The sequence below is a fragment of the Amycolatopsis sp. Hca4 genome (assembly GCF_013364075.1).
Lineage (GTDB): Bacteria > Actinomycetota > Actinomycetes > Mycobacteriales > Pseudonocardiaceae > Amycolatopsis.
Genome location: NZ_CP054925.1, coordinates 1,451,790 through 1,475,601 on the forward strand (window position 1 = coordinate 1,451,790; position 23,812 = coordinate 1,475,601).

Consider the following 23,812-nt stretch of genomic DNA (forward strand, 5'->3'; position numbering starts at 1 on the left):
CACGCTCCTCGTTCGTCGTGGACATCGTCGATCATCCCCTTCCGAGGGCGGCGAGCAGCCGTTCGCCGGGCGGGCGGCCCGGCGGCAGGGTGACGGGCTCGGCGAACAGGCCCCGCCGGGTGCCCCGATCGAGCACCGACGGCAGTTCGGCGAGCAGCCGCCCGGCGAGCGGGCCGGGGATCGGCCTGGCCCGGTGCACGTCCCAGCCGTGCACGGCGGCTTCGATGGCGCCGACGACGACCAGCCGCCGGCACGGCAGCGGCCGCCCGTCGACGGCGACCGCCCGCCGGCCGCGGAGATCCGCGGCCGCCGACCCGAGCGCGGCGACGGCTCGGCCGAGGTCTCGCCGCAGGCTCCGGGCGGTGACGGGCCCGGCGCGCGGCGGCGGATCGGGCGGCACGGCACCGGAGGCGAGGGAGACGGCGACGCAGCGGAGGGAGAGGGTGAGGTGGGCGAGGGTGTCGGCGACGGTCCAGCCGTCGCAGGCCGAGGGGCGCCCGAGATCGGCGAGCCCGACCTCGGCCGCCGAGGAAAGCGCATAGCCGAGCGCGGCGGTGAGCATCGCCTCGTCGGCCGGCCGAGCCGGCTCGGCTTCGGCGGCGGGAGGCGGTACGAGGGAATCGGCGGGGGCTCGCTCACGCACCGGGCACTCCCGCCGCAGCGCGCGACTTCGCCGGCCCGCCACCCCTAGCCGCCCCGCAACCAGCCGACAATCCCACCGCCCGCCGCAACCCCGGCCCACCACACGCCACGACCGCCCCCTCACCCATGGGACACCCCCACCTTCTCCACCTCGCGCCGCAGCTCCGCCAGCCCATCACGCAACGCGGCCATCCCCGCCCGGTAGAACCGCGGCCCGAAGGACACCCTGGCGACCCCCATCGACGCCAGGGTGCCCAAATCCAGTTCGGCCCCCGTGTTCCCGTTCACCGGCCCGCCCACGCCCGTCACGATCCGCTCGAGGTCGGCCGCGCTCGACACCCCGATCGGGTACACGCAGTCCGCCCCGGCCGCGCGGTACAGCCGGCCGCGGCGGACCGCTTCGGCCGTTCGCTCGGGCTCGGGAATCGCGCCGGCCGGCAGGAAGGTGTCGATCCGCGCGTTGATCACCAACGCCGTCCCGGCCGCCGCGCGGATCGCCGCCAGCCGGTCCGCCTGCACCTCCGCGGGCACCAGTCCCCCGGCCCGGTGGTCGGTGTCCTCGATGTTGCAGCCTGCCGCCCCGGCGGCCAGCAGTTCCGCCACGAGGCGGTCGGGCTCCAGGCCGTAGCCGGCCTCGGCGTCCACCGTCACCGGGACCGGCACCGCGCGGGCGATCCGCGCCACCGCCGCGAACATCTCCCGCCACGGCGCACGCTCACCGTCCCCGTGCCCCAGTGCGTCCGCCACCGCCGCACTGGAGGTCGCCACGACCGGGAACCCCGCCTCGACGACCAGCGAGGCGCTCTCCTCGTCCCACGCGTTCGGCAGCACCAGCAGCTCCCCGTGGTGCAGCCCGCGCAGCAGACCGGCCTTCGCATCAGACATCGCCCAGCTCCTTCACCGCATCGACCGGATCAACCGAACGCCGGGGGATGACGGCACCGGCCAGCGCGCCCAGCGCCGCGAGCACGGCGCTGACCACGGCCGCGGCCGCGAACCCGGCGGAGAACGCCGCTCCCGACGCGTAACTGCCCGCCAGCGAGAACCCGGCGACCAGGACCGCGACGCCGAACGCCCCGCCCAGCTGCCGCATCGCGCTGAACGCGCCCGAAGCCTTGCCGAGGAACCGCGGCGCGACCGACGTCAGCACCGCGCTCTGCGCCGCCGGCAAGCACATCGCGATCCCCGTCCCCGACAGCACCAGCGGCACGGCGATCGCCCAGTAGCCGATCTCCGGCCCGGCCACCAGGGCGATCCACAGCATCGCGACGGCGTGCAACCCCAGCCCGGCCACGATGAACGGCCGTTCGCCGAACCGGCCGACCAGCCGGCCCGCCAGCTGTGGGACAACCGTCGTGGTCAGCCCCCACGGCGCCAGCCCGAGCCCGGCGGCGAGTGGCCCGTAGCCCAGCCCGTCCTGCAAGAACTGGGCCATGAAGAACACCGCGCCCAGCGCGGACGCCCAGTGGCAGAAGATCACGACGTTGCCGGCGGCGAACCGGCGGGAGCGGAACAGGTGCAGCGGCAGCATCGGGTGAGCCGCCTTCCGCTGCCACGCCACGAACGCGCCGAACGCGGCCAAGCCCGCGAGGAGCGGTCCCAGCACCGTCACGCTGGTCCAGCCGGCCGCGTTGCCCTGGGCCATGGCCCAGACCACGCCGAGCGATCCGGCACCCGCCAGCACCAGGCCCGGCACGTCGAGGGCCGGGTCCGGGCCGTGGCTCTCCGCGGTCCGGGTCAGCGCGAAGTACGCCAGCGCCACCCCGATCGGGACGTTGATCCAGAAGATCCACGGCCACGACACGCCTTCGACGATCGCGCCGCCCAGCAGTGGTCCCAGCGGCACCGCCACCCCGCTGACGCTCGCGAACACGCCGAGCGCCGCGGCTCGCCGCTCGGCCGGGAAGGCGGCCCCGAGCAGGGCGAGCGCGAGCGGCATGACGAACGCGGCGCCGGCGCCCTGCAGCACCCGCCCGGCGATCAGGACCTCCACGCCGGGCGCGATCGCGCAGAGCAGTGACGCCGCCGCGAACAGCGTCACCCCGGCCGCGAAGACCCGCCGCCGTCCCCAGCGGTCGCCGGCCGCCGCCGCGGTCATGAGCAGGACGGCGAAGCTCAGGCCGTAGGCGTTGACCGTCCACTCGAGTTCGGTGACCGACGCGCCGAGGTCGGTCCGGATCGCCGTCAGCGCGGTCGACACGACCAGCGCGTCGAGGACGACCATGAACGACGCCACCGAGGCGATGACCAGCACCCAGCGTCGTTGCGTCCGTCCCGCGGCCGGCGCCACCGGCGTGGGTGTTGTCGTGGTGCGCACTCGTGTCTCCTTGCCTCCGGTCACCGGCCTCTCGCCGCTTCCGAAGACTTGGACACCGCCCGGGCGCCGGAGGAATCGGTGTCCGCCCGGTCGATCGGCGGCCCGGCCCGTCGATTGACCGTGCAGGCACCTCGGGTGCCGCGGTCAGTGCCCTTTCGCCGCTTTCCCCCGCACCAGGTGAAGCCGGAACCCCCGGGCCCCGCCACCGTGGGAACCGCCGCCGCTCGTCTCCCGGAGGATTCGCATGGTGCGTGCCACGCTCGCCGATGTCCCGGCTCGACGGTCCCTCAAGCCCCGGCGGCGCCGGGGCCGGGATCGGCGGGCGCACCGCCCCTTCCAGGGGATTGCCGACCGGTTCGGCCGCGGTGCGCAACCGCCGCCGGTTCCGTGGCCTCCCGAGACCGGGCCCGGAACCGGCGGTCCCGCGCTCCCCCGCGCGCTCGTCGTGCTGCTCGGCGCCGCCGCCGCGGTGGTCGTGCTGGCCGGGGTCCAGGCCGTTGCCTGGTTCGCCGGGCCCGTTTTCCTCGCCCTCGTCGTCGTCATCACCCTCGATCCCGTCCGGACGTGGCTGCGGCGCAAGGGCCTGCCCCGCTGGCTGACCGTCGGCGTGCTGGTCGTCACCGTCTACGCGATCCTCGTCGGCTTCTTCCTCGTCTTCGTGGTGTCCGTGGCGCAGCTTTCGGTGCTGCTCCCGCACTACACCGGCCGCGTCGACGAACTCCTCCACGACGGCCTGACCGTCCTGGGCCGCTTCGGCGTCGGGGAAACCGAACTGCGGGCCATGCTGTCGTCGGTCGACACCGGCAAGCTCGTCGGACTGGCCGGCTCCCTGCTCGCCGGGGTCGGCGGCCTGGTCACCAACCTCGCCTTCCTGTTCGCCCTGCTGCTGTTCCTCAGCGCCGAAACCGCGTGGGCCGGCCGGCGCCTGGGCCGGATCGCGCGCGACCGGCCGTGGATTTCCGCGTCGCTGCGCGGTTTCGCGGCCGGCACCCGGCGGTACCTGGTCGTGACGACCGTCTTCGGCGGCCTCGTGGCGGCCCTCGACACCACCGCGCTCGCGCTGCTCGGCGTCCCGGGTGCGCTGCTGTGGGGCCTGCTCGCGTTCGTCACCAACTACATCCCGAACGTCGGCTTCGTGATCGGCGTCGCCCCGCCCGCGGTCATCGCCCTGCTCGACGGCGGCTGGCGCAGCCTGCTCGTGGTGCTCGTCGTCTACGCCGGGCTGAACTTCGTGGTGCAGTCGCTCATCCAGCCGCGCTTCGTGGCCGGCTCGGTCGGTCTGTCCACTTTGGTCACGGTGCTGGCGCTGGTGTTCTGGACGTGGCTGCTGGGCCCGCTCGGCGCGGTCCTCGCCGTCCCGGCGACCCTGCTGGCCAAGGCACTGCTGGTGGACGTCGACCCACGGGCCCGCTGGGCCGAAGCGCTGCTGTCGGCTCCCCAGCGCGAAACCGACTGAAGCCTCACGTCAAACCGTGCTGACGGGCCACCACCACCGCCGACCGCCGGTTGTTCACCCCGAGCTTCCCGTAAATCGCCCGCACATGCGTCTTCACCGTGTTCACCGACACCGTCAAATCCGACGCGATCTCATCCAACGACCGCTGCGACGGCAACCGCTGCAACACCACCTGCTCGCGGTCGGTCAAGCTGCTCGCCGACGCATGCGGCACGAGCCGCCCGCGGACCGCCTGGGCGAAGCGGTCCAGGGCACCGAAGCCGCCGGAGTGGTCGATCAGCAGGTGCGCGACCTGGGGCTCGGCCAAGGCGAACGGCCGCACCAGGCCGTCCGGCCGGGCCAGTGCCAGCGCGCGGTCCAGCGCGTGCAGTGCCTTGGTCCGCCGGTGGGACCGCAGCGCCAGCGCGGTTTCCGCCAGGCACCGGTCGACCGGGGTGGCCGGCAGCAACGACGTCGCCCCCGCGGTGTCGCGCAAAATCGCCTCGGCCGCCGCCGGTTCGTCCGCGGCCAGGTGGGCGCGGACCCGCAGAAGCGCCAGCTCGCCGCTCCCGGGCAGCCGCTCGTGCATCCACGCGAGCACCTCCGCCGCGTGCACGCCCTCGGCGAGGGCGAGGGCCGCGTGGTACTCGCTGACGCCGCACACGCCCACGAACTCGGGCGGCAGGTCCAACCCGGCGAGCCGGTGCCGGGCCACGCGCATCACTTCCGAGCCCGCCGTCCGGTCGCCGTCGTCGAAGCGCACCATGCCTTCGAAGAACGCGCGCAGCGGGGCCAGCAGCGGGGCGCCGCCGGGCACCTCCGCCGCGGCCGCCTGGGCCAGTTCGCGGGCCGCGGCCACCGGCTCGGCGCGCATCAGGTCGTCGTAGGCCAGCATCAGGTGGCACTCCGCGACGCCCGGGGTCCGGCGCCAGCCGTGGCGCCGCGCGACGGCGAGCGCTCCGGTGCAGGCGCGCCGCATCGCGCGGTGGTCGCCGCCGACGGCGGTGGCCACGGCCAGCGCCAGCCTGCTGTGCAGCATCAGGTGGTCGAGCCGGTCCCCCTGAGCCAGGCGCAGGGCTTCCTGCCCATGGGTGACGGCGTGCCGCCGGGCCCCGCGGCGCAGCGACTGCCACGCCCGGTCGAGGGTGACCCAGGCGTCGAAACCGGACGGCCGGGCCTCCGGGAGCGTGTTCTCCGGCGGCCGTTTCCCGGTGACCAGCGCCAGGTGGCGGGCGGCGAGCGGCCACAGCTCGTGGTCGTGGTCCGCCGCGCCGAGGTCGGCCGCGGCTTCGTCGGGCAGGCCGCGCTGGACGTTCTCCAGCGCCGAGGCCAGCCGCAGCGCCGGGCTCGCGGCGACCGCCGCGGCCCCCAGGTAGGTGAGCGCGATCCGCACCGGCTCGCCGTCACCGGCCAGCACCTGGCGGACGGCGTGCTCGCGGGCCAGGCCGAGGACGCGCTGCCGGTCGCGGCCCGCGACCGCGTGCCGGAGCGCCTCCCCGAAGCGGCCTTCGCCGGCGTACCAGCGGGCGGCGATCCCGTGCAGCCGCGGCACGCTCTCCGGGTCCCGCCGGGCCAGCTCGGCCCGCAGGAACCCGCGGAGCAGCGGCGGCAGCCGGTAGGTGTCGGCGGGCGTGCGCGTGACGAGCCCCATCGCCCGCTCGAGCTCGTCCAGCCGGGCGCCGGCGTCCGCCCGGCCCGACAGCCGGACCGCGAGGGTCGCCCCGACGGCGTCGCAGACACTGAGGCGCAGCAGCAGATCCGACGTCGGAGCGGGCAGCCGCGCGAGGACTTCGTCGGCGAAGAACCGGGCCACCGCCCGTTCGTCGCCGGTGACGGAGGCGACGAGCCGATCGGCGTCGTCGGCGTCGCGCACCGAAACGGCGGCCCAGCCCAGCGCCGCGGCCCAGCCACCGGTGCGTTCGGTGAGTTCACGGACGCGGTCGTCCCCCACCACGCTTCCGCATGACCGCAACAGGTTCGCCGTTTCCCGGGCGGTGAAGCGGAGTTCGGCCGCCTCCACCCGGGACAGGACGCCTTCGACGTGCAGCCGGGCCAGCCGCAGCCGCGGCTCGACCCGGGTGACGAGGACCAGCCGCAAGGCGGCGGGCAGGTGGCGGGCCAACGCCGCGAGCGCCTCCAGTGGTTCCGCGCGGGCGATCTCCTGCAGGTCGTCGAGCACCAGCCGCACCGGGTGGCCCGGCCCGGCGAGCGCGTCGTCCAGATCGGCCAGGAAGGCCCGCCGCCGCCCGGGTGCCGGCGGGCCGAGCCGGTCCAGACCACGGTCGCCGGGCACCGCGGGACAGCGGCGCAGCGCGCCGAGGATGGCCGCCCACAGCCGGGACTCGTCGTTGTCGTCCTCGTCCAGGGCCACCCAGGCGACGTCGTGGCCGTCGCCGGCCCAGCCGGCCAGCGCGGTGGTCTTGCCGGCCCCGGCCGGCGCCCGGACCACCGTGACGGGCCGGGTGGTGGCGCGGTCCAGCACCGCGGCCAGCCGGGGCCGGGGGACGAAGATGCCCGGCAGCCGCGGCACCGCGACCTTGACCCCGGGCACCGGCCGGAACTCCGGCGTCGTTCGTTCGGGCACGTGAACCTCTCGGCTGTCGGGAGAATGCGCCCCGGATCCGCGGTCGACGCCGGGCGAGGGGCCACGACACTACTGATCACCCGTGTCCGGCCGGGACGCCGGGGTCACCAGATTTCGTAGGTCGATTCGTCGCCGTGCACGATGACGGCCCAGATCACCAGGACGTCGAGCGCGATCACGATCAGGCCCCAGAACGGGTACGCGGACAGGAAAGCCAGCTGCGCCAGCGCGTTGAACCCGGCGAGCGCGACCGTGACGACCCGCGCCCACTGCGCGCCGGTGAACAGCGCAATGCCGGTCACCACGACGAGCAGCCCGACGATCAGGTGGAGCCAGCCCCAGCCGGCCAGCGAAAAGACGAGCAGGCCGGACGGGCCGACCACGTAGTAGTCCCGGTCGAACAGCGCGACCACGCCTTCGACCACGTTGAACAGTCCGGCCAGGACGGTGATCGCCCCGGCGAACCAGATCCAGCCGACCCGCCGCGACCGCGCGACGGCCCGGTCCGGGGGCAGCGGCGCCCGTGCGCCGGTCGTTCCGGCCCGGGGCTGCATGGGTTCGGTCATGGTCGGTCTCCTCGTTCCTCGGGTGGGCTGCGGACCCGGGCGATCATGGTCGGTTGCCGGTTCACCGGTCCTCGCCCGACCCAGGTGAGATCAGCCACCTCGGCCGCGGGCTCACACGGCGTGGGCGATGCCGCCCGCCCGGACCCGGGGAACCGTTCGGCACGAACACCGATCCGCGAACCGAGGAGGATGTCGTGTCCACGTTGACCGTTTGGCGGTTCCCGACCGTCGAAGGTGCCGAAAACGCGCTGGATCTGCTCCGGCAGCTGCAGAAGCAGCAGTTGATCTCGATCGCCGATGCGGCATACGTGTCGTGGCCAGAAGGGCGGAAGAAGCCGAAGACCAAGGACCTCGGCAACCTGACCGGCGCCGGCGCGCTGGGCGGGGGCTTCTGGGGCCTGCTGTTCGGCCTGATCTTCCTGGTGCCGTTGCTGGGCATGGCCGTCGGCGCGGCGATCGGCGCACTGACCGGGTCGCTGAGCCACGTCGGGATCGACACGGAGTTCATCGACACCGTCCGATCCCAGGTGACGCCGGGAACGTCCGCGCTGTTCGTGATGTCCGAGGACACCGTGCTGGACCGGGTGGTGGAGCCGTTCAAGGAAACCGGCGCCACGCTGCTGAGCACCAACCTGTCGGACGTCGAAGAGGCCCGGCTGCGCGAGGCCTTCGGTGAGGCGCCGCAGCCGCAGCCGCGGTAACCCCGGCGAGCCACGGGCAGGACCGCGGCGACGCCCCCGAGCGCCGCCGCGGTCCCCGTGGGAGGTTCACCCGCCCCGCGCGCTCCCCCGAGAGCGACGCCGGGGCCGGCCGGACGGGATGGCCAAGCGCGGCGCCGGCCGGGCGGGGAGATCCCCGTGGCGCACCCGCCGTCGGCCCGGCGTCCGCTTCGTCATCACCGCACCTCCACGGCTCACACTGGGGCCCGCGCCGCCGCAGGTCGTCACCCGTGGTGGATGACTCCCCGCTTCACCCCCGGCGGGCGACGCCGCGACCGGTCGCGCGGGCCGACGATCCGTCCCATGACTCTCACCGAAAACGAGACCGCGGCCCCCGACGTGCGGATCGCCAAGGCCCGCACCGCACGCACCGCCGTCCCGGCGGAGGCGCACGCCGAATTCCCGAGCCCGGTCCAGCGCGCCGATCCCCTGACCCTGCTGGCCCGCCAGGACCGCGACCGGGTCCCGGAACTGCGGCCGCTGCGGTACGGCCGGATGGCGGCCTCGCCGCTGGCCTACTTCCGCGGGGCCGCGCTCCCGGCCGCGGCCGACCTCGCCCTGACCCCGCGGACCGGGTTCGGCGTCCAGGCGTGCGGGGACGCCCAGCTCGCCAACTTCGGCCTGTTCACCGCACAGGGCCGCCGGCTGGTGTTCGACTTCGCCGACTTCGGGGAGACCCTGCCCGCGCCGTGGGAATGGGACGTCAAGCGGCTGGCCGCGAGCTTCGAGGTCACCGGCCGGGAGAACGGCCACGCCGCGGCGGTGCGACGGCGCACCGTGCTCGCCGCGGTCGAGGCCTACCGCCTGGCCATGCACGACTTCGCGCGCCGCACCGCGCTCGACATCTTCTTCGCCCCGGCCGACGCCCGGACGCTGCGGACGGTCGCGGCCCACCGGCTCGGCCCCCGGAACGGGCGTGCCGCCGGCGTCCGGCGGTTCACCGAGATCCGCGACGGGCACCTGCGGCTGGCCGAGCGGCCGCCGTCCGTCGTCCCGGCGGGCCACCTGGCCGGGGACGGCGACCCGGCGACGCTGACCGACCGCCTCGGCGTCGTGCTGACGCACTACCGGCGCACGCTCGGTCCCGCGCGGCGGGCGCTGCTGGACCGCTACCGGCTCGCCGACGCGGCCCGCACGGTGACCGGGCCGGGTGACGTCGGCACGCGGTCGTGGGTGGTGCTGCTCGTCCGCACCGGCACCGGGGACCCGCTGTTCCTGCAGGTGCAGGAGGCCCGGCCGTCGGTGCTGCAGGAGTACACCGGCACCACCGTGGCGGGCGGCCCGGCCCGGCGGGTGGTCACCGGCCAGCGGCGGATCCAGGCCACCGGCGACGTCTTCCTCGGCTGGGCCCGCGCCGGGCTCGACGGCCGGACCGCCGACTTCCACGTCCGCCGGCTGCGGGACGAGCAGCCCGCCGCCGACGTCACCACGATGGGCCCGGACGTGCTGCGCGCGCACGCGCGGCTGTGCGGGTGGACGCTGGCCCGGGCGCACGCCCGCACCGGGGATGCCCTCGCCATCGCCGCCTACCTGGGCTCCGGCCCGGCGTTCGCCGAAGCCGTCCGGCAGTTCGCGACGGCCTGCGCCGACCAGAACGAACGCGACCACGCCGCGCTGCGGCAGGCGATCCGGGCCGGGCACGTCACGGCGACCGCCGCGCCGTGAGCGGGTCAGCCCGCGCGCTGCACCACCGGCAGCTCCCGGACCCGGTGCACCGATTGCACGTGCATTCCGAGCGCCTCGAGCCGCCGCAGGATCACCGGAAGGCTTCCCGGATCGGCGACGGTCCCGAAAACTATCGTTTCCGGCGGCACCGGCACCACGAGCACGCCACGGAAATCCTCGACGCCTTCGGCGGCCCGTTCCGGAATGGCACCGGCGCCGCGGAAGACGTAATTGGCGCCCGCGGCGAGACCGAGGAGCCCCATCCCGCTCACCGGGCACCCCGGTCGCGGCGGGGCGGCCCGCCGAGAACCACGCGCGGGCGACGATCGCCGCGTCCAGCAGGATCACCGCCGCCGACCAGCCGCGGGCCGGCAGGAAGATCAGCCGGGCGACCAGGTCGGCACCGGCGCGGACGCCGGTGCGCAGCTCGGTCACCGGGATGAAGGCGGACAGGGCGACGGCCAGCCCGAGCAGCACCGAACCGGCGCTGATCCGGCCGGTCCGCACCACGTCGAGGACCACGACCTCACCCGGGCCGAGCCAGCAGAACTGGGAAACGGCGAATCGCCGCGGACGTTTCCCCGGGGCATCTCCACGATTTTTCACCCGGCACACCATTGTGCCGCTCGCCGTTGTTCTCTTCGCCCGCAGCGGGTGAGCCTGCCCAATTGCGTGACAGGATCCGCGAGTAATTATCCGCAACCGATCGCGAAGGAGGAACCGACATGCGGCAGTGCCACGACGTCGGAGTCCGAAGACGGGTACCGAGGACCAAGATCACCGTGCCCGGGCCGCCCGCGGACTTCGTGTCGCGCCCGCGGCTGCTCGGCGTCCTCGACGAGGCGGGCGAAGCCGCCCTGGTGTTCGTCGGCGCCCCGGCCGGGTTCGGCAAGACCGTGCTGCTGGCCGAGTGGGCCCGGTACCGGGACGGCGAAACGGTCGCCTGGCTGTCGGCCGACGCCGACGACAACGATGACCGGCTCTTCTGGTCCGCGGTCCTCGAAGCCTTCGGCCGCTGCGGCCGGATCCCCCGGGACAACCCGCTGCGGTGGCTGGCGGTGCCCGCCGCACCGAGCACCGACCTCGCCTTCCTGGCCCAGGTCGCCGACGCGCTCGACACGCTGCCCGAACCGGTCGTGCTCGTCCTCGACAGCGCTCAGGAGATCACCGCACCCGGTCCGTGGCAGGGGTTGCGCTCGCTGGTCCGCCACCAGCCGGCGGGCCTGTGCCTGGCGGTCGCGAGCCGTCGGGAACCGCCGCTGCCGCTCGGCCGGGCCCGGCTCGCCGACCGGCTCGTCGAGATCGGTGCGTCCCGGCTGCGGTTCACCGCCGAAGAGGCGACCGTCCTGCTGGCCACGGCCGGCCCGGCGATCCCGCGGGACCAGGTCGCCGGGCTGGTCGCCCGGACCGGCGGCTGGCCGGCCGGGTTGCGGCTCGCCACGGCCTCCGCGACCCGGCACGGCAGCCTGCGGGACTTCGCCACCGGCCGGGACGGCGCCGTGCTGGCCTACCTGACCGACGAGGTGCTCGCCGCGCTGAGCGCGGCGCAGCGGGAGCTGCTGCGGACGATCAGCATCTGCGACGACGTGCCGGCCGGGCTGGCGCCGGTGCTCTCCGGCCGGGCGGACGCCGAGGCGGCGCTGCGCGAGCTCGGCGGCCCGGCCACCCAGGTGGTCGAGTCCGTGGGCGCTCCCCCGAACCACCGCGTGCTGCCGTTGCTGCGCACGTACCTGCGCGCGGAGCAGCAGCGGCGCGCGCCGGACCGGACGCGGGCCCTGCACGCGAAGGCGGCCCGCTGGTTCGCCGGGCAGGACCGGCCCGCGCCGGCGTTGCTCCACAGCGTCCGGTCGGGACATCCCGGCCGGGTCGGCGAGCTGCTGAGCGAGCACGCCGTGACGCTGTTCCTCGCGGGCGAGCACCAGGTCCTGCGGCTGGCGCTGTCCCTGCTGGAGGACCGCCGGATCCCGGCCGCAGCACCGGCCGCGCTGATCTCGGCCGGGCTGTGCCTGGAGGCGGCCGAGACGTCGGCGGCGGCCCTGCAGCTGGCCCGCGCGGAGGCGTCGTGGCCGGAGCAACCGGCGCCGGAGCTGCTCGTCCTGCGGCAGCTGATGTACGCGTGGCTCGCCCAGCTCGACCACGCCGCGGCCCCGGCGGCACCGGCAGGCGAGGAGCCGTCCGGTGACTCCGGGCTGGCCGGACTCGCGACCGTGCACCACGCCGGGGTGCTGATCGCCCGTGACGAGCGGGAGGCCGCACGGGAAGCCCTGCTGCGGGTCCTCGGCGCGGCCGAACGGGCCCGCGAGGACTTCACCGTCGCCCAGTGCCTCACCACGCTGGCCGAGCTGGCCTGCCACGACGGCGACTACCGGGCGACCGAGACGCTGGCCCGCCGGGCCGCCGCCCGCCTGGATCCCCCGCGCTCGCTCCAGGGCGCCAGGGCCGGGGCCCTGCTGGCCTACGGCGCCCTGCTGCGCGGCGAACCGGCGGACTGCCTCAAGCACGCGAAACGGATCGCCCAGCTGCTCGGGGACGCGCCCGCGCGGGCGACCGGGGAGCTGCGGCTGTTCGCCGAAACCCTGCGCGGCGCGGCGGAGTTCGAGCTGGGAGCCTGGCACGCGGGCCTGCGGCGGATGCGCCGGGCCCGCACCCGCCTCGGCGCGGGACGCGCGTGCCCGCCCGGGCACGCGGCGCTGTGCGCGGTGCTGGAACAGCGCGCGGCGCTCCGGCTGGGTGCGGCGGGGCAGGCCAGGGAGACGGTCCGCTGGGCCTCCCCATCCTCACCGGTTCGGGCGAGCTGCTGCTGATGCGCGCCCGGACCCAGCTGCGGCTCGGCCGCCACCACGCGGCGGGTTCGCTCCTGCGGTCGTTGCCGGACGAGGAGGCCCCGATGCAACTGCGGTGGGCGGCGATCGAAGCGGCACTGCTCGGGGTGCAGGCGGCGCTGGCGTCCGGGGCTCCGGACCGCGCGGCCCGGTTGCTGGACGAAGCCCTGCGCGCCGCCGAACCCACCGGCGTCCGGTTCCCGTTCGTGTTCGGTCCACCGGAGCTGATCGCGTTCCTGACCAGCAGGCTCGGCGGGCTGGGCGCGGGAGAGCGGTTCGCGGGCGAGATCCTCGCCGTCCGGCGCCGGTTGCGGACGCCGCCGATGCCGGCACCGCTGACCGAACGCGAGCGCAGCGTCCTGCGCCTGCTGCCGACGCAGCGGTCGATCGACGAGATCGCCCAGGACCTGACGGTCTCGCCGAACACCGTGAAGACGCACGTCCGCGGGATCTACACGAAGCTGGACGTCCGCAGCAGGCGCGAGGCCGTGGCGATCGCGCGGGAGCGGGGGCTGCTTGACGCGGAGGTCGCCGACTTCTCGGTGTGAGCGGGCGGGTCCGGGCTGCGCGGGGTGGGCGCAGCGCGGACCCGCCCGCGGCGGCCGGGAAAGCGCGGGCCGGCCTCCGCGTGCGCTCGCCCCACCCGCCGCGGGTGAGGCGGGCACCTCCGGGATCCGGTCGAGTTGAGCCGGGCGCGTTCCGCACGTGCCCGGCCCGATTCCCCGGACGAGGAGTTTCGATGACACTGGCGAGCGCGGAGTACCCGTTCCTGAACCTCATGTGGACCATGCTGGTGTTCTTCTGCTGGATCGCCTGGTTCTGGCTGCTGTTCGTGGCCTTCGGCGACCTCTACCGCCGCGACGACGTCTCCGGCTGGGCCAAGGCGGGCTGGACCGTCCTGCTCATCCTGCTCCCCTTCTTCGGCATCCTGCTCTACCTGCTCACCCAGGGCAGGCACATCCTCGATCGGCAGCGGGCGCGCGAAGCGGCCACCCGGCGGCGGTTCGACGACTACGTGCGCTCGGTGTCCACATCGGACACCGGCGGCGCCGCGCAGATCGCCGAAGCCCGGCGGCTGCTGGAGGAGGGCGTCATCGACGACGCGGAATACCAGGCGCTCAAGCGGAAGGCACTGGCGCGTTGACCCGCCGGTGGCGGTTCGCCCACCTCGCGGTGCTCCGGCCGCTGCTCACGGTCACCGCACTGGTCTGCCTCTACTACCTGCTCCCGGTGGACCAGGCCCTGCGGCCGTGGACGGCGGTCGCGTTCACCGCCGGGCTCGCGCTCGTGGTGCTGCTCGTCGCCGGCGAGGTGCGGATGATCCTGCGCTCGCCGTTCCCGGCCTGGCAGGGCGTGCAGGCACTGGCCCTCATCGTCCCGCTGTTCCTCCTGCTGTTCGCCGACGGCTACTACGTGCTCGCCCACGACAGCGCGGGCTCGTTCGGCACCGCGCTGACGCGGACCGACGCGCTGTACTTCGCGGTCACCGTGTTCACCACCGTCGGCTTCGGGGACATCGCCCCGGTCGCCACCGGCGCCCGGGTGCTGGTGACCCTCCAGATGATCGGCGACCTGGTGGTGCTGGGCGTGGTGCTGCGGGTGATCGTCACCGCGGTCCGGCGCTCGGCCACCGGGGGCGGCTCACTCGGGCAGCAGCAGGGCGGCGACCAGCCCGGCCACCGCGGCGACGGCCAGCGTCGCGAGAGCCAGCGCGAAGGAACGCCCGCCGAGGTGGGGCGTGCCGGCCAGGACGGAGCCGGCCAGCGCCGTCCCCACCGACGAGCCGAGGTTCGACACACTGCGCGACACCCCCGAAATGTCGCCCTGCGCGGCGTCCGGGAAGCGGGACTGCACCAGGTTCACCGAGGCCGTCAGCATGATCCCGACGCCGGCGCCGAGCAGGAACAGGCCGGGCACCGCGCTCGCCACCCCGGAATCGGCGCGGACCAGCAGCAGCACCAGGAGAAGACCGGCGACGGTGACGACGAAACCGGCGCGGACGAGGCCACGCTGCGGATGCCGGCGCGCCATCCGGCCGGCGGCCGCCGAGGCGATCAGGATGCCGATCGTCGCGGGGGTCAGCATCAGCCCCGTCTCGATGGCGTCGTACCCGCGGACCTCCTGGAGGAACACCGCCACCACGAAGAACGACCCCTGCAGCACCAGCCACTGCACGTGCTGGGTCAGCAGGCCGAGCCGGGTGCCGCGGTCGCGGAAGAGGCCCGACGGCACGAGCGGCTCGCGGCCCCGCCGCTCCCGCGCCCGGACGTGCGCGAAGAACGCGACCAGGAAGGCGGCGCCGATCCCGGCGAACAGCCACACCGGTGACGCCAGCCAGCCGTAGGTGCCCGCCTGCAGCACACCGAAGACGACGAAGAACAGCCCGGCCGCCGAAAGCACCGCGCCGGTGACGTCGAACCGCCGCTCGCGTGGCGGCGACGGCGGTTCGACGATCCGCAGCGCCAGCACGACGATCAGGCCGACCAGCAGCACCTGCAGGAGGAAGGACGCGCGCCAGCCGAGCCACGTCGTCACCAGGCCGCCGAGGAGCGGCCCGGCCGCGGCACCCAGCGCGCCCGCGCCGCTGACCACGCCGAAAGCCCGCGCGCGGGCGGTGAGGTCGCGGCTGGTCACCGTGACCAGGATGTAGATCGGCGGGATCATCAGTGCCGACCCGATGCCTTCGAGCAGCGAGTAGCCGGCGATCAGCAGGCCCGGCCCGGTCGCGGCCGAGGCGAGCAGCGCGCCGGCGCCGTAGACACCCAGCCCGGCCAGGAAGCAGCGCTTGCGGCCGAGGAGGTCGCTCAGCTTGCTGCCCGGCACCATCAGCGACGCCATCGTCAGGGTGAACACCGTGATCGCCGTCTGCACCCCGATCACGGTGGTGCCGAGATCGGCGGCGATGGCGCTGACCGCCACGGTCATGGTGGTGGCCGCGTAGCTCGCGACGAACTGGGCGAGGGCCAGTGGCAGCACGATCATCGGCGGGCCTTCCTGTTCGGGTGGCGCCCACAGTGGCGTGCGCGGCGGCCGGGCCACCTCACCCCGCGGGGATGAGGCAGCACCGTCCCGCCCGGGCGACGGTGCACCGAGAGATCCCGGTGCCCCTGGAGGAACGATGACCGAGACCACGATCGCCGAGCACGGGCTGATCGGTGACCTGCAGACCGCCGCGCTGGTGACGACCGACGGGTCGATCGACTGGTTCTGCGCCCCGCGCTTCGACTCGCCGTCGGTCTTCGGCGCCCTGCTCGACGACGAGCGCGGCGGCCGGTTCCGGATCCGCCCGGCGGCCGCCACCGCGAGCTCCCAGATGTACCACCCGGACACCGCGGTGCTGATCACCCGGTTCGCCGGCCCGGACGGCCTCGGCGAGGTGGTCGACTTCATGCCGCCGTGCGAAGGCGGGGCCACCACCCGGCACCGGATCGCCCGGCTCGTGCGCTGCGTCCGCGGCCGGATGACGTTCGACGTCGTGGTCGCGCCCCGGTTCGACTACGGGCGGCGGCCGCACCAGGCGATGCTCGTGGCGAACGGGGCCGTGTTCATCGCCCGCGAGACTTCACTGGCGCTGCACGCGGTCCGCGAGCCCGGCGACGAGCACCTGGCCGAAGTGCGCGTCGAAGGCGCGGACGTGCACATGACGCTCACCCTGACGGCGGGCCAGGTCTGCGGGGTCGTGCTGGAGACCGATGCCGCCGAACCGCCGCGCGAGATCCGCGTCGCCGAGTTCGAAGCCCTGTTCCGGTCCACTGTGGAGTGGTGGCGCACCTGGCTGGCCCGGTCCACCTACCGCGGCCGCTGGCGGGAGATCGTGGCCCGCTCGGCGATCACCCTCAAGCTGCTGACCTACGCGCCCACCGGCGGCCTGGTCGCCGCGCCCACCCTCGGGCTGCCCGAGCAGCTCGGCGGCGAGCGCAACTGGGACTACCGCTACACGTGGGTGCGGGACGCGTCGTTCTCGGTTTCGGCGTTGCTGTCACTGGGGTTCGCCGAGGAGGCGGCCCGGTTCGGCAGCTGGCTCGGCGACCGCATCCGCGAAGGCGGCGACGGGAGCAGCGGGCCGCTCGCCGTGCTGTACCGCGTGGACGGCACGGCGGACCTGCGGGAGGAGAGCCTCGCGCACTGGTCGGGCTACCGCGGGTCGAGCCCGGTCCGGATCGGCAACGACGCGGCCGGGCAGCTGCAGCTGGACATCTACGGCGAGGCCCTCGACAGCGTCTTCGCCGCCGAACACGCCGGGTTCGAGCTCCCGCACCAGGGGTGGGAGGCCCTGCGCGCGGCGCTCGACTGGCTCGGCGAGCACTGGGACCAGCCCGAGGAAGGCATCTGGGAGACCCGCGGCGGCCGCAAGCGCTTCACCTACGGCCGCCTGATGAGCTGGGTCGCCTTCGACCGCGGCATCCGGCTGGCCACCGCCCACGGCAGGCCCGCGCCGGTCGAGGACTGGACGTGGCAGCGCGACAGCATCCACGGCCAGATCCTGGCCCGCGGCTGGCACCGGACGCGCAACGCCTTCGTCCAGCACGACACGGGTGAGGAGCTGGACGCGGCCCTGCTCCGCATGCCCCGCACCGGTTTCCTCCCGCCCCAGGACCCGCTGTGGCTCTCGACGCTCGACGCGATCAAGGCCGAGCTGGTGACCGACAGCCTGGTCTACCGCTACGACCCGGCCGCGTCCCCGGACGGCCTGGCCGGCTCCGAAGGCACGTTTTCGTTGTGCAGCTTCGCCTACGTCGACGCGCTGGCCCGCGCTGGACGGCTGGAGGAGGCCCGCACGGCGTTCGAGAAGATGCTGACCTACGCCAACCACGTCGGGCTGTACGCCGAGGAGATCGCCCCGACCGGCGAGCAGCTGGGCAACTTCCCGCAGGCGTTCACCCACCTTTCGCTCATCGACGCGGCGGTCACGCTCGACACCGCCCTCGGCTGAGGAAGCCGGTCTCGCCCGCCGCGGGTGACCCGGCGGCGAGGCGCCAGGAACACGATGAGGCACCCGTCGAGGCGAGCCCTGGAGGCCGACTGCCATGACCACCACCAACAGACCGCGCCGGTCACCGGAATCCGCGGGGCCGCCACCCGCCGAGGGGAGCAGGCACGCCCGGCCACCCGCGGCCGCGTGGATCTCCTGGGTCGCGCTCGCGCTGATGACCACCGGGTCGGTCGCGAGCCTGCGTCCCGCGCCGACGATGGCCGGGTACGGCCTGGCGGCGGTGTTCCTCTACCTCGTCCCGGCGCTGGTGTTCCTGCTGCCGACTTCGCTGGTCTCGGCCGAACTCGCGTCCGGCTGGCCGGCGGGGTCTACAACTGGGTCTCGCTCGGGATCTCCAAGCCGGCCGGCTTCCTGGCCGTCTGGTGCCAGTTCGCGATGACGATCTTCTACTACCCCAGCCTGCTCGGGTACGTCGCCGGCACGCTGGCGTACGTGTTCGACCCGGACCTGGCGAGCAGCGGGTGGTGGACGGCCGCGGTGATCGTCGTCGCCTACTGGTCGGGCGTCTGGGTCTCCTCACGCGGCACGAAGGGCGTGGCCGGGCTCGCCGGCGGCGGCCTCGTGCTCGGCACGCTGCTGCCCGGCGCGCTGCTGGTGATCCTCGGCTTCGTGTTCCTCGGGCAGGGGCACCCGTCCGCGGCGCCGATGTCGGCGAGCCACCTGCTGCCGGCGTGGGCCGGCCTGGCGAGCCTCGTGCTGATCGTCAACAACTTCCTGTCCTACTCGGGGATGGAGATGAACGCGGTACACGTGTCTTCACTGCGCAAGCCGGGCAAGGAGTTCCCCCGCGCGATGTTCCTGGCGATGGGGCTGGTGCTGGTCATCTTCATCCTGCCGGCGCTGGCGATCAGCTGGGTGGTCCCGGCCGACCAGCTCTCGCTGACGGCCGGGGTGATGCAGGCCTTCGACGCCGTCTTCGCCGGCTTCGGCATCCAGTGGCTGACCCCGGTGATCGGCGTCCTGCTCGTGCTGGCCTCCCTCGGCGGGATGCTCACCTGGCTGGCCGGCCCGTCGAAGGGGCTGCTGCTGATCGCCCGGCAGGAGGGCTACCTGCCGCCGTTCCTGCAGCGGCTCAACGGGCGGGGCGTGCAGCAGAACATCCTCGTCGCGCAGGGCGCGCTCACCACGCTGATCGCCCTGCTCTACGCGTTCATCCCGGACGTGTCGAGCGCGTACTGGATCTTTTCGGTGATCACCACCCAGGTGTACCTGATCATGTACCTGCTGATGTTCGTCGCGGCGGTCCGGCTGCGGCGCCGGTTCCCCGGCCACGCCCGCGGGTTCCGCACGCCGCTGTTGCGCAGCCTCTGCGGCGTCGGGTTCTGCGCCTCGCTGGCCGCGCTGCTGGTCGGGTTCGTCCCGCCGTCGCAGTTCGGCTCGGGCAGCCCCTGGGTGTACCTGGCCATCGTCGCGGGCGGCGCGCTCGGGCTCGGGCTCGTGGTGCCGTTCCTGTTCTACCGCCTGCGCAAACCGTCGTGGCGGCAGCCGGAGGTGAACCCGTCATGACCACTGTGGACGAACAGTCGACCCGGGCGCAGCGGATGCTGGTCTACTTCGCCGTGGGGATCGCGGTGATCGGGCTGCTCGGCGCCGGGTACCTGCACTCGCGGGCCGCGCGGGCGGCGACCGAGACCGCGGAGGCGAAAGCCGACCACCTCGCCGTCCGGCTCGCCCAGGAGGGCGCGTGGTCGCCGTCGCGCGACCGGCTCGTCCAGTTGCTCGGCAAGGACGGCGGGGCCATCTGCGCCGATCCGGAGGCGGCGCTCGCGCGGGCGAACAGCCCGGCGGCCCGGCCGGCCCTTCCCCCGGAGACGCTGGTCCGCGTGCAGCAGCTCGTGGTCGAGGTCTACTGCCCCGAGAAGGCCGGGTGAGCGCCGTGGAGCTCCGGAAGCGGATCGACGCGCTGATGCCGCGGGCGCGCGCCGAACTCGCGGACCTGGTGGCGATCCGGTCGGTCGCTGACCCGCGGCAGTTCCCGCCCGAGGAGTGCCACCGCGCCGCGGCCTGGGTGGCAGGGGCGTTCACCGAAGCCGGGTTCGACACCCACCTGGCCGACACCCCGGACGGCAGCCGGTCGGTCATCGGGACCCGGCTGTGCGGCCGGGAAGACGCTCCGACCGTGCTGCTGTACGCGCACTACGACGTCCAGCCGCCACTGGCGGACGCCGAATGGCGGACACCGCCGTTCCGGCTGTCCGAAGTGGACGGCCGCTGGTACGGCCGCGGCGCGGCCGACTGCAAGGGCAACATCCTGATGCACCTCACCGCGCTGCGGGCGCTCGGCACCGACGTGCCGGTGCACCTCAAGCTGGTCGTCGAGGGGTCCGAGGAGCAGGGCACGGGCGGGCTGGAGGCGTACGTCCCCGAGCACGCCGACCTGCTGCGCGCCGACGCGATCGTGGTGGCCGACACCGGGAACGCGGCCGTCGGGCACCCCGCGGTGACGGTCAGCCTCCGCGGACTGGCCGACGTCGTCGTCCATGTCGACGCGCTGCCGTCCGAGCTGCACTCCGGCATGTTCGGCGGTCCGGCCCCGGACGCGCTCGCCGCGCTGGTGACGGTGCTCGCCACCCTGCGCGACGAGGCGGGCGACACCACCGTCCACGGCCTGCCCGCCGGCGGCCGCTGGCCCGGTGCCCCGTACCCGGCGGCGCGGTTCCGGGCCGACGCCGGCCTGTCCCCCGGCGCCGTCCTGCTCGGCAGCGGCGAGGTGGCGGACACGCTGTGGGCGCGGCCCGCGGTGACGGTGCTCGGCATCGACTGCCCGCCGGTCGTCGGCTCCACGGCGGCGCTCACCCCGCGGGCCAGCGCCCGGCTGAACCTGCGTGTCCCGCCGGGCACCGATCCCTACCGCGCGGCGTCCGCGTTGAGCGAGCACCTGATGGCCGCCGCTCCTTGGGGCGTCGACGTCTCGGTGGAGGTCGAAGGGGTCGGCGAGCCGTTCCTCGCCGACACCGGCGGGCCGGCCCACCGGGCGATGGACGACGCCATGCAGGCCGCGTACGGCCGGCCGGTGAGCCTGCTCGGCCAGGGCGGCTCGATCCCGCTGTGCACGGTCTTCGCCGAGACCTACCCCGACGCCGAGATCCTGCTCATCGGCGTCGAGGAACCGCAGGCCCGCATCCACGCGCCCAACGAGAGCGTGGACCCGCGCGAGATCGCGGCCATGGCCCTCACCGAGGCGTTGTTCCTGCGGAACTACGGCGCTCCCGCTGGGTGAGGTTACGGCCGGGGCCGCCGCAGCAGCCGCAGGGCGACGACGGCCGCGGCCAGCACGACCACGACGGCGACGAGGATCCACACCCAGGCCGGGACGCCACTGGCGACGTCGCTCGCCGGCGCCGGCGTCTGGGTCTGCGTCACGGACGGGGCGCCGGTCGGTACGGCCGCCGACGACGTCGCCGCCGCCGCGCTGGAGGAGACCGGCGCGGTGAGCGTGAAGTGCACCGCGGCCGTCACCTTGTCGCCGTCGTCGGAGACGACCTTGTAGGTGAGCGTGTAGGCACCGGCCGGGCCGGACGCGGTCACCGGGGCGGTGATCACCGCGTCGACGACCGTGGGCGTGCCGACGGACCACTTCGCCCCGTCCGGCCCGGTGACCGAGATCGGGTCCGGCTGCAGGGTGACCGGTTCTTCGAAGGTGAGCTCGACCTTGCGCGGCGGGGCGGCGAGACTCGCGCCCTCGGCGGGCGAGCTCGACTTGAGCTCGGTGTGGGCCGACGCGGGCCCGGCCACCAGCAGGACGCCGGACAGCGCGAGCAGGCAGGCTCCGAACAACCGGGCGATCTTCATACGGGTTCCTCGATCCGGTGGTGGCCGTCGTACCGGAGCAGTCTGGCAGGACACCCGGCCGGCGAGCGTCACCGGATCGGCTGACCCGGGAACCGGCGGCGGTCCCCGCCCGACTACTCGGTGGACGGCAGCCACCGGAAGAGGAGATCGGCCATGAGCGCACCTTGGCGGCACATCGCGACGTTCTGCGGGCAGTGCAACTGCGGCTGCCCGGAGCTCCACGTCGCCGACGACGCACCGGCCGAGCGCCGGATCGTCATCACCGACGACTTCGGCCAGAAGGTCGAGATGAGCGTCGAGCAGCTGGAAGTCCTGGTCGCCGACATCAAGGCCGGCGTGCTCGACCGGCTGCTGGCCCCGGCCTGAGCCTGGGGTCAGGGCGTCACCTCCAGCTCCATGCCCATGATCCGCGTGGTCCGGCGCCGCCGGAGCCAGCCGCGGGCCGGCGAGCCGTCCGGGACCTCGGAGAGGAACGCCTTGCGCTGCGCCGACGTCGCCGAACGCCAGCGCATGGCCAGCACCGGGCGGACGGGCGCGATGTAGGCCCGCACGCGTTCGTGGGCGCCGGCCACGCGCGTCTCGTACTCGCGGTCCGGCCGGTAGGCCAGTTCGAGGTCGATCAGCGGCGCGGCGCCGCCGGCGCGGTGGTGGCAGCGCGACAGCATCCGCGCGAGCTCGTCCATCGCACCCCGCACGCGGCACGGCATCTGGTCCTGCCACCGGCCGAGCCGCGGGACGGTCGACGGGGCGGCGGTCACCTCGTCCGCGAGCACGACGAGGGCCCGGATCGCCGAGCCGGCCAGCTCGACGCGGATCCGCCGCCCGCCGGCGTCGACGAAGAACCGCGGCACCCGGCCGGCCATGACACTGCCCGAACGCCGCCCGACCCAGTCCTCGACGGCGTCGGGCGACGGGCAGGACGACACGAACGTGAACGCCAGCTCGTCACCGGCGAGGTTCATCGTCACCGGGAACAGGGAACCGATGTCGTGCACGAACGCCGAGCCGATGACGAGTGCGGCGCGGGAGCCGCCTCCGGTCATCCCCGGCTATACCTGCAGGTCCGCTTCGATGCGCTTGAGGTAGTGCCGGGCGAGCGCCAGGTTCGCCCGGTCGCGGTCCAGCACGAGGTAGAGGAACAGCGAATTCCGTGAGCTCACCGTGTTCATCAGCCGGATCAGGTGGTATTGGCGGTGCAGCGTGATCAGGATGTCCTCGATGGAATCGTTGAGCGCGAGCGAGGACATCACCCGCAGTTTCGACCGGACGACCTCGGTGTTCCCGGCCGCGGCGACTTCCAGGTCGAGCCAGTCACCACCACCGCTGGTGCCGAGCGACATGCCGCTTTCGTAGTCGACCAGAGCGACGCCGACGGCGCCGCTGATGGACATGGCTTCCTTGAGCGCCGTATCGATGTTCATCATCGTGGGTGTTTTCCCTTTCGTGACGGTAGGTCGGCCGGCGTGCTACGCGGCCAGGATCGCGCCGATCCGCTCGATGACCGGCCGGGATTCGAACAACAGGCGCCCGACGTTCAGGCCCTTGTCCCCCAGCACGACCATCAGCGCCAGCCGCCCGATGGCGTAGACGGCCATGTAGCCTTCGCTGCCGAAAACGACGGTCTGGTTCAGCGTGCCTTTACCGGTGATTTCGGCGGCCTGCCGGGCGATCCCGAGATCAGCGGCGGCGAGCGCGGAGATCTTCGCCGGATCGATGTCGTCGGCGGCATCGGCGATGATCGGAATGCCGTCCACCGCGGCCAGCACCGTATCGGTCACCCCGGCAACGGTTTCCCGCAGGTGCCGCAGCTCGCCGGCCAGCGCTTCGAAATCCAAGACTTCTTTCTTTCTGCTCCGGAATCACGGAAGGCGAGTGGCGATAATCAACCATTCGGTTGCTACCCCCGGCCAGGAACCCTACCGCCACCATTACTTTTCTCCAACAAGCACGCGAGCCCGACTTTTAGCATCACACGATCGGGTGAATCAAATTCCCGACCGTAACAAAATTGCGTTACCGATGTCCATTGATCACGAACAGCGGGTTTTCGATGTTCGACATTTCCGCGCACACCCCCGGAAAGGCGACGACGCACCAGCCGGCACGACAGCCCGCCCCGTGGGCCACCTCCCCCACGAGCGGGCGGCGGCCGACGTCCCCCGCCCACCCGCCACGCTGAGCCACGAGCCCGAGCACGAGCCGCGTCGCCTGTTCGGCGGCTTGCACGACGGGGCCCGGCCGGCGGGACCGCGAATTCTCCGAGGGTGCGGTCTTCAC

23 protein-coding genes and 1 pseudogene are annotated in these 23,812 nt (G+C 74.1%); 13 read left to right on the top strand and 11 right to left on the bottom strand.

The window, feature by feature from the left end; translation table 11 throughout:
* Positions 1 to 31 precede the first annotated feature (31 nt).
* The 3 genes from HUT10_RS06260 to HUT10_RS06270 form a co-directional block, all read right to left on the bottom strand.
* Positions 32 to 643, bottom strand: a complete 612-nt coding sequence (locus HUT10_RS06260) for a maleylpyruvate isomerase family mycothiol-dependent enzyme (RefSeq protein WP_254896714.1) — start codon at positions 641 to 643, stop codon at positions 32 to 34.
* Between the two features lie 119 nt (positions 644 to 762).
* Positions 763 to 1,527 carry an isocitrate lyase/phosphoenolpyruvate mutase family protein gene (locus tag HUT10_RS06265; protein ID WP_176170293.1) on the bottom strand — a complete coding sequence of 255 codons (765 nt, stop codon included), beginning with the start codon at positions 1,525 to 1,527 and terminating at the stop codon, positions 763 to 765.
* Positions 1,520 to 2,959, bottom strand: a complete 1,440-nt coding sequence (locus HUT10_RS06270; protein ID WP_176170294.1) for a DHA2 family efflux MFS transporter permease subunit — start codon at positions 2,957 to 2,959, stop codon at positions 1,520 to 1,522. The genes HUT10_RS06265 and HUT10_RS06270 overlap by 8 nt, the downstream gene beginning before the upstream one ends.
* Before the next feature lie 244 nt (positions 2,960 to 3,203).
* On the opposite strand from HUT10_RS06270, the gene HUT10_RS06275 reads away from it, so the two are divergent.
* A complete protein-coding gene (locus tag HUT10_RS06275; protein ID WP_176170295.1) occupies positions 3,204 to 4,415 on the top strand; it encodes an AI-2E family transporter in 1,212 nt (403 codons plus the stop codon).
* Positions 4,416 to 4,419: 4 nt separating this feature from the next.
* Here the strand turns inward: HUT10_RS06275 and HUT10_RS06280 are convergent, their stop codons facing one another.
* Complete coding sequence (locus tag HUT10_RS06280) at positions 4,420 to 6,978, bottom strand: LuxR C-terminal-related transcriptional regulator (protein WP_176170296.1); 2,559 nt, start codon at positions 6,976 to 6,978, stop codon at positions 4,420 to 4,422.
* Between the two features lie 104 nt (positions 6,979 to 7,082).
* Positions 7,083 to 7,544, bottom strand: a complete 462-nt coding sequence (locus HUT10_RS06285; protein ID WP_176170297.1) for a hypothetical protein — start codon at positions 7,542 to 7,544, stop codon at positions 7,083 to 7,085.
* Positions 7,545 to 7,738: 194 nt separating this feature from the next.
* On the opposite strand from HUT10_RS06285, the gene HUT10_RS06290 reads away from it, so the two are divergent.
* On the top strand, positions 7,739 to 8,245 hold the full coding sequence (locus HUT10_RS06290; RefSeq protein ID WP_176170298.1) for a DUF1269 domain-containing protein: 507 nt from the start codon (positions 7,739 to 7,741) through the stop codon (positions 8,243 to 8,245).
* Between the two features lie 321 nt (positions 8,246 to 8,566).
* Entirely contained in the window at positions 8,567 to 9,928 is a 1,362-nt protein-coding gene (locus tag HUT10_RS06295; protein WP_176170299.1) for a DUF2252 domain-containing protein, read from the top strand.
* A gap of 5 nt (positions 9,929 to 9,933) precedes the next feature.
* Here the strand turns inward: HUT10_RS06295 and HUT10_RS06300 are convergent, their stop codons facing one another.
* Positions 9,934 to 10,191: a hypothetical protein gene (locus HUT10_RS06300; RefSeq protein WP_176170300.1), complete on the bottom strand. Its 258-nt coding sequence runs from the start codon at positions 10,189 to 10,191 to the stop codon at positions 9,934 to 9,936.
* A 519-nt stretch (positions 10,192 to 10,710) separates the two neighbouring features.
* Here HUT10_RS06300 and HUT10_RS06305 point away from each other — a divergent pair.
* From HUT10_RS06305 to HUT10_RS50570, 4 genes and pseudogenes are all read left to right on the top strand, one after another.
* Positions 10,711 to 12,732: an AAA family ATPase gene (locus tag HUT10_RS06305; protein WP_254897540.1), complete on the top strand. Its 2,022-nt coding sequence runs from the start codon at positions 10,711 to 10,713 to the stop codon at positions 12,730 to 12,732.
* Positions 12,732 to 13,298: a LuxR C-terminal-related transcriptional regulator gene (locus tag HUT10_RS50565; protein WP_254896715.1), complete on the top strand. Its 567-nt coding sequence runs from the start codon at positions 12,732 to 12,734 to the stop codon at positions 13,296 to 13,298. Before HUT10_RS06305 ends, HUT10_RS50565 begins: the two co-directional genes overlap by 1 nt.
* Before the next feature lie 191 nt (positions 13,299 to 13,489).
* Positions 13,490 to 13,894, top strand: a complete 405-nt coding sequence (locus tag HUT10_RS06310; protein WP_176170301.1) for an SHOCT domain-containing protein — start codon at positions 13,490 to 13,492, stop codon at positions 13,892 to 13,894.
* Positions 13,895 to 14,067: 173 nt separating this feature from the next.
* Positions 14,068 to 14,310: pseudogene (locus tag HUT10_RS50570) on the top strand (ion channel); the annotation flags it as partial.
* Positions 14,311 to 14,391: 81 nt separating this feature from the next.
* Here HUT10_RS50570 and HUT10_RS06320 read toward each other — a convergent pair.
* The gene (locus HUT10_RS06320) at positions 14,392 to 15,732 is read right to left on the bottom strand and encodes an MFS transporter (protein WP_176170302.1); all 1,341 of its coding nucleotides are present in this window, start codon (positions 15,730 to 15,732) and stop codon (positions 14,392 to 14,394) included.
* Positions 15,733 to 15,868: 136 nt separating this feature from the next.
* Here HUT10_RS06320 and HUT10_RS06325 point away from each other — a divergent pair, with 136 nt between their 5' ends.
* The 5 genes from HUT10_RS06325 (at position 15,869) to HUT10_RS06340 (ending at position 20,963) form a co-directional block, all read left to right on the top strand.
* Positions 15,869 to 17,683 carry a glycoside hydrolase family 15 protein gene (locus tag HUT10_RS06325; protein WP_176170303.1) on the top strand — a complete coding sequence of 605 codons (1,815 nt, stop codon included), beginning with the start codon at positions 15,869 to 15,871 and terminating at the stop codon, positions 17,681 to 17,683.
* A gap of 94 nt (positions 17,684 to 17,777) precedes the next feature.
* Positions 17,778 to 18,122: a hypothetical protein gene (locus tag HUT10_RS50575; RefSeq protein WP_254897541.1), complete on the top strand. Its 345-nt coding sequence runs from the start codon at positions 17,778 to 17,780 to the stop codon at positions 18,120 to 18,122.
* Complete coding sequence (locus HUT10_RS06330) at positions 18,095 to 19,249, top strand: APC family permease (protein WP_254897437.1); 1,155 nt, start codon at positions 18,095 to 18,097, stop codon at positions 19,247 to 19,249. Before HUT10_RS50575 ends, HUT10_RS06330 begins: the two co-directional genes overlap by 28 nt.
* Positions 19,246 to 19,614 carry a hypothetical protein gene (locus HUT10_RS06335; RefSeq protein ID WP_176170304.1) on the top strand — a complete coding sequence of 123 codons (369 nt, stop codon included), beginning with the start codon at positions 19,246 to 19,248 and terminating at the stop codon, positions 19,612 to 19,614. Before HUT10_RS06330 ends, HUT10_RS06335 begins: the two co-directional genes overlap by 4 nt.
* Complete coding sequence (locus HUT10_RS06340) at positions 19,611 to 20,963, top strand: dipeptidase (RefSeq protein ID WP_217709548.1); 1,353 nt, start codon at positions 19,611 to 19,613, stop codon at positions 20,961 to 20,963. The genes HUT10_RS06335 and HUT10_RS06340 overlap by 4 nt, the downstream gene beginning before the upstream one ends.
* A gap of 2 nt (positions 20,964 to 20,965) precedes the next feature.
* Here HUT10_RS06340 and HUT10_RS06345 read toward each other — a convergent pair whose 3' ends face one another.
* On the bottom strand, positions 20,966 to 21,535 hold the full coding sequence (locus HUT10_RS06345; protein WP_176170305.1) for a copper resistance CopC family protein: 570 nt from the start codon (positions 21,533 to 21,535) through the stop codon (positions 20,966 to 20,968).
* A gap of 153 nt (positions 21,536 to 21,688) precedes the next feature.
* On the opposite strand from HUT10_RS06345, the gene HUT10_RS06350 reads away from it, so the two are divergent.
* The gene (locus HUT10_RS06350) at positions 21,689 to 21,901 is read left to right on the top strand and encodes a hypothetical protein (RefSeq protein WP_176170306.1); all 213 of its coding nucleotides are present in this window, start codon (positions 21,689 to 21,691) and stop codon (positions 21,899 to 21,901) included.
* Between the two features lie 8 nt (positions 21,902 to 21,909).
* Here HUT10_RS06350 and HUT10_RS06355 read toward each other — a convergent pair whose 3' ends face one another.
* The 3 genes from HUT10_RS06355 to HUT10_RS06365 are packed head-to-tail and all read right to left on the bottom strand — an operon-like array spanning position 21,910 to position 23,370.
* Positions 21,910 to 22,578 carry a hypothetical protein gene (locus tag HUT10_RS06355; protein ID WP_176170307.1) on the bottom strand — a complete coding sequence of 223 codons (669 nt, stop codon included), beginning with the start codon at positions 22,576 to 22,578 and terminating at the stop codon, positions 21,910 to 21,912.
* Between the two features lie 6 nt (positions 22,579 to 22,584).
* Positions 22,585 to 22,956, bottom strand: a complete 372-nt coding sequence (locus HUT10_RS06360) for a hypothetical protein (protein WP_176177699.1) — start codon at positions 22,954 to 22,956, stop codon at positions 22,585 to 22,587.
* A gap of 45 nt (positions 22,957 to 23,001) precedes the next feature.
* Positions 23,002 to 23,370 carry a roadblock/LC7 domain-containing protein gene (locus HUT10_RS06365; RefSeq protein ID WP_176170308.1) on the bottom strand — a complete coding sequence of 123 codons (369 nt, stop codon included), beginning with the start codon at positions 23,368 to 23,370 and terminating at the stop codon, positions 23,002 to 23,004.
* Positions 23,371 to 23,812: the final 442 nt, after the last annotated feature.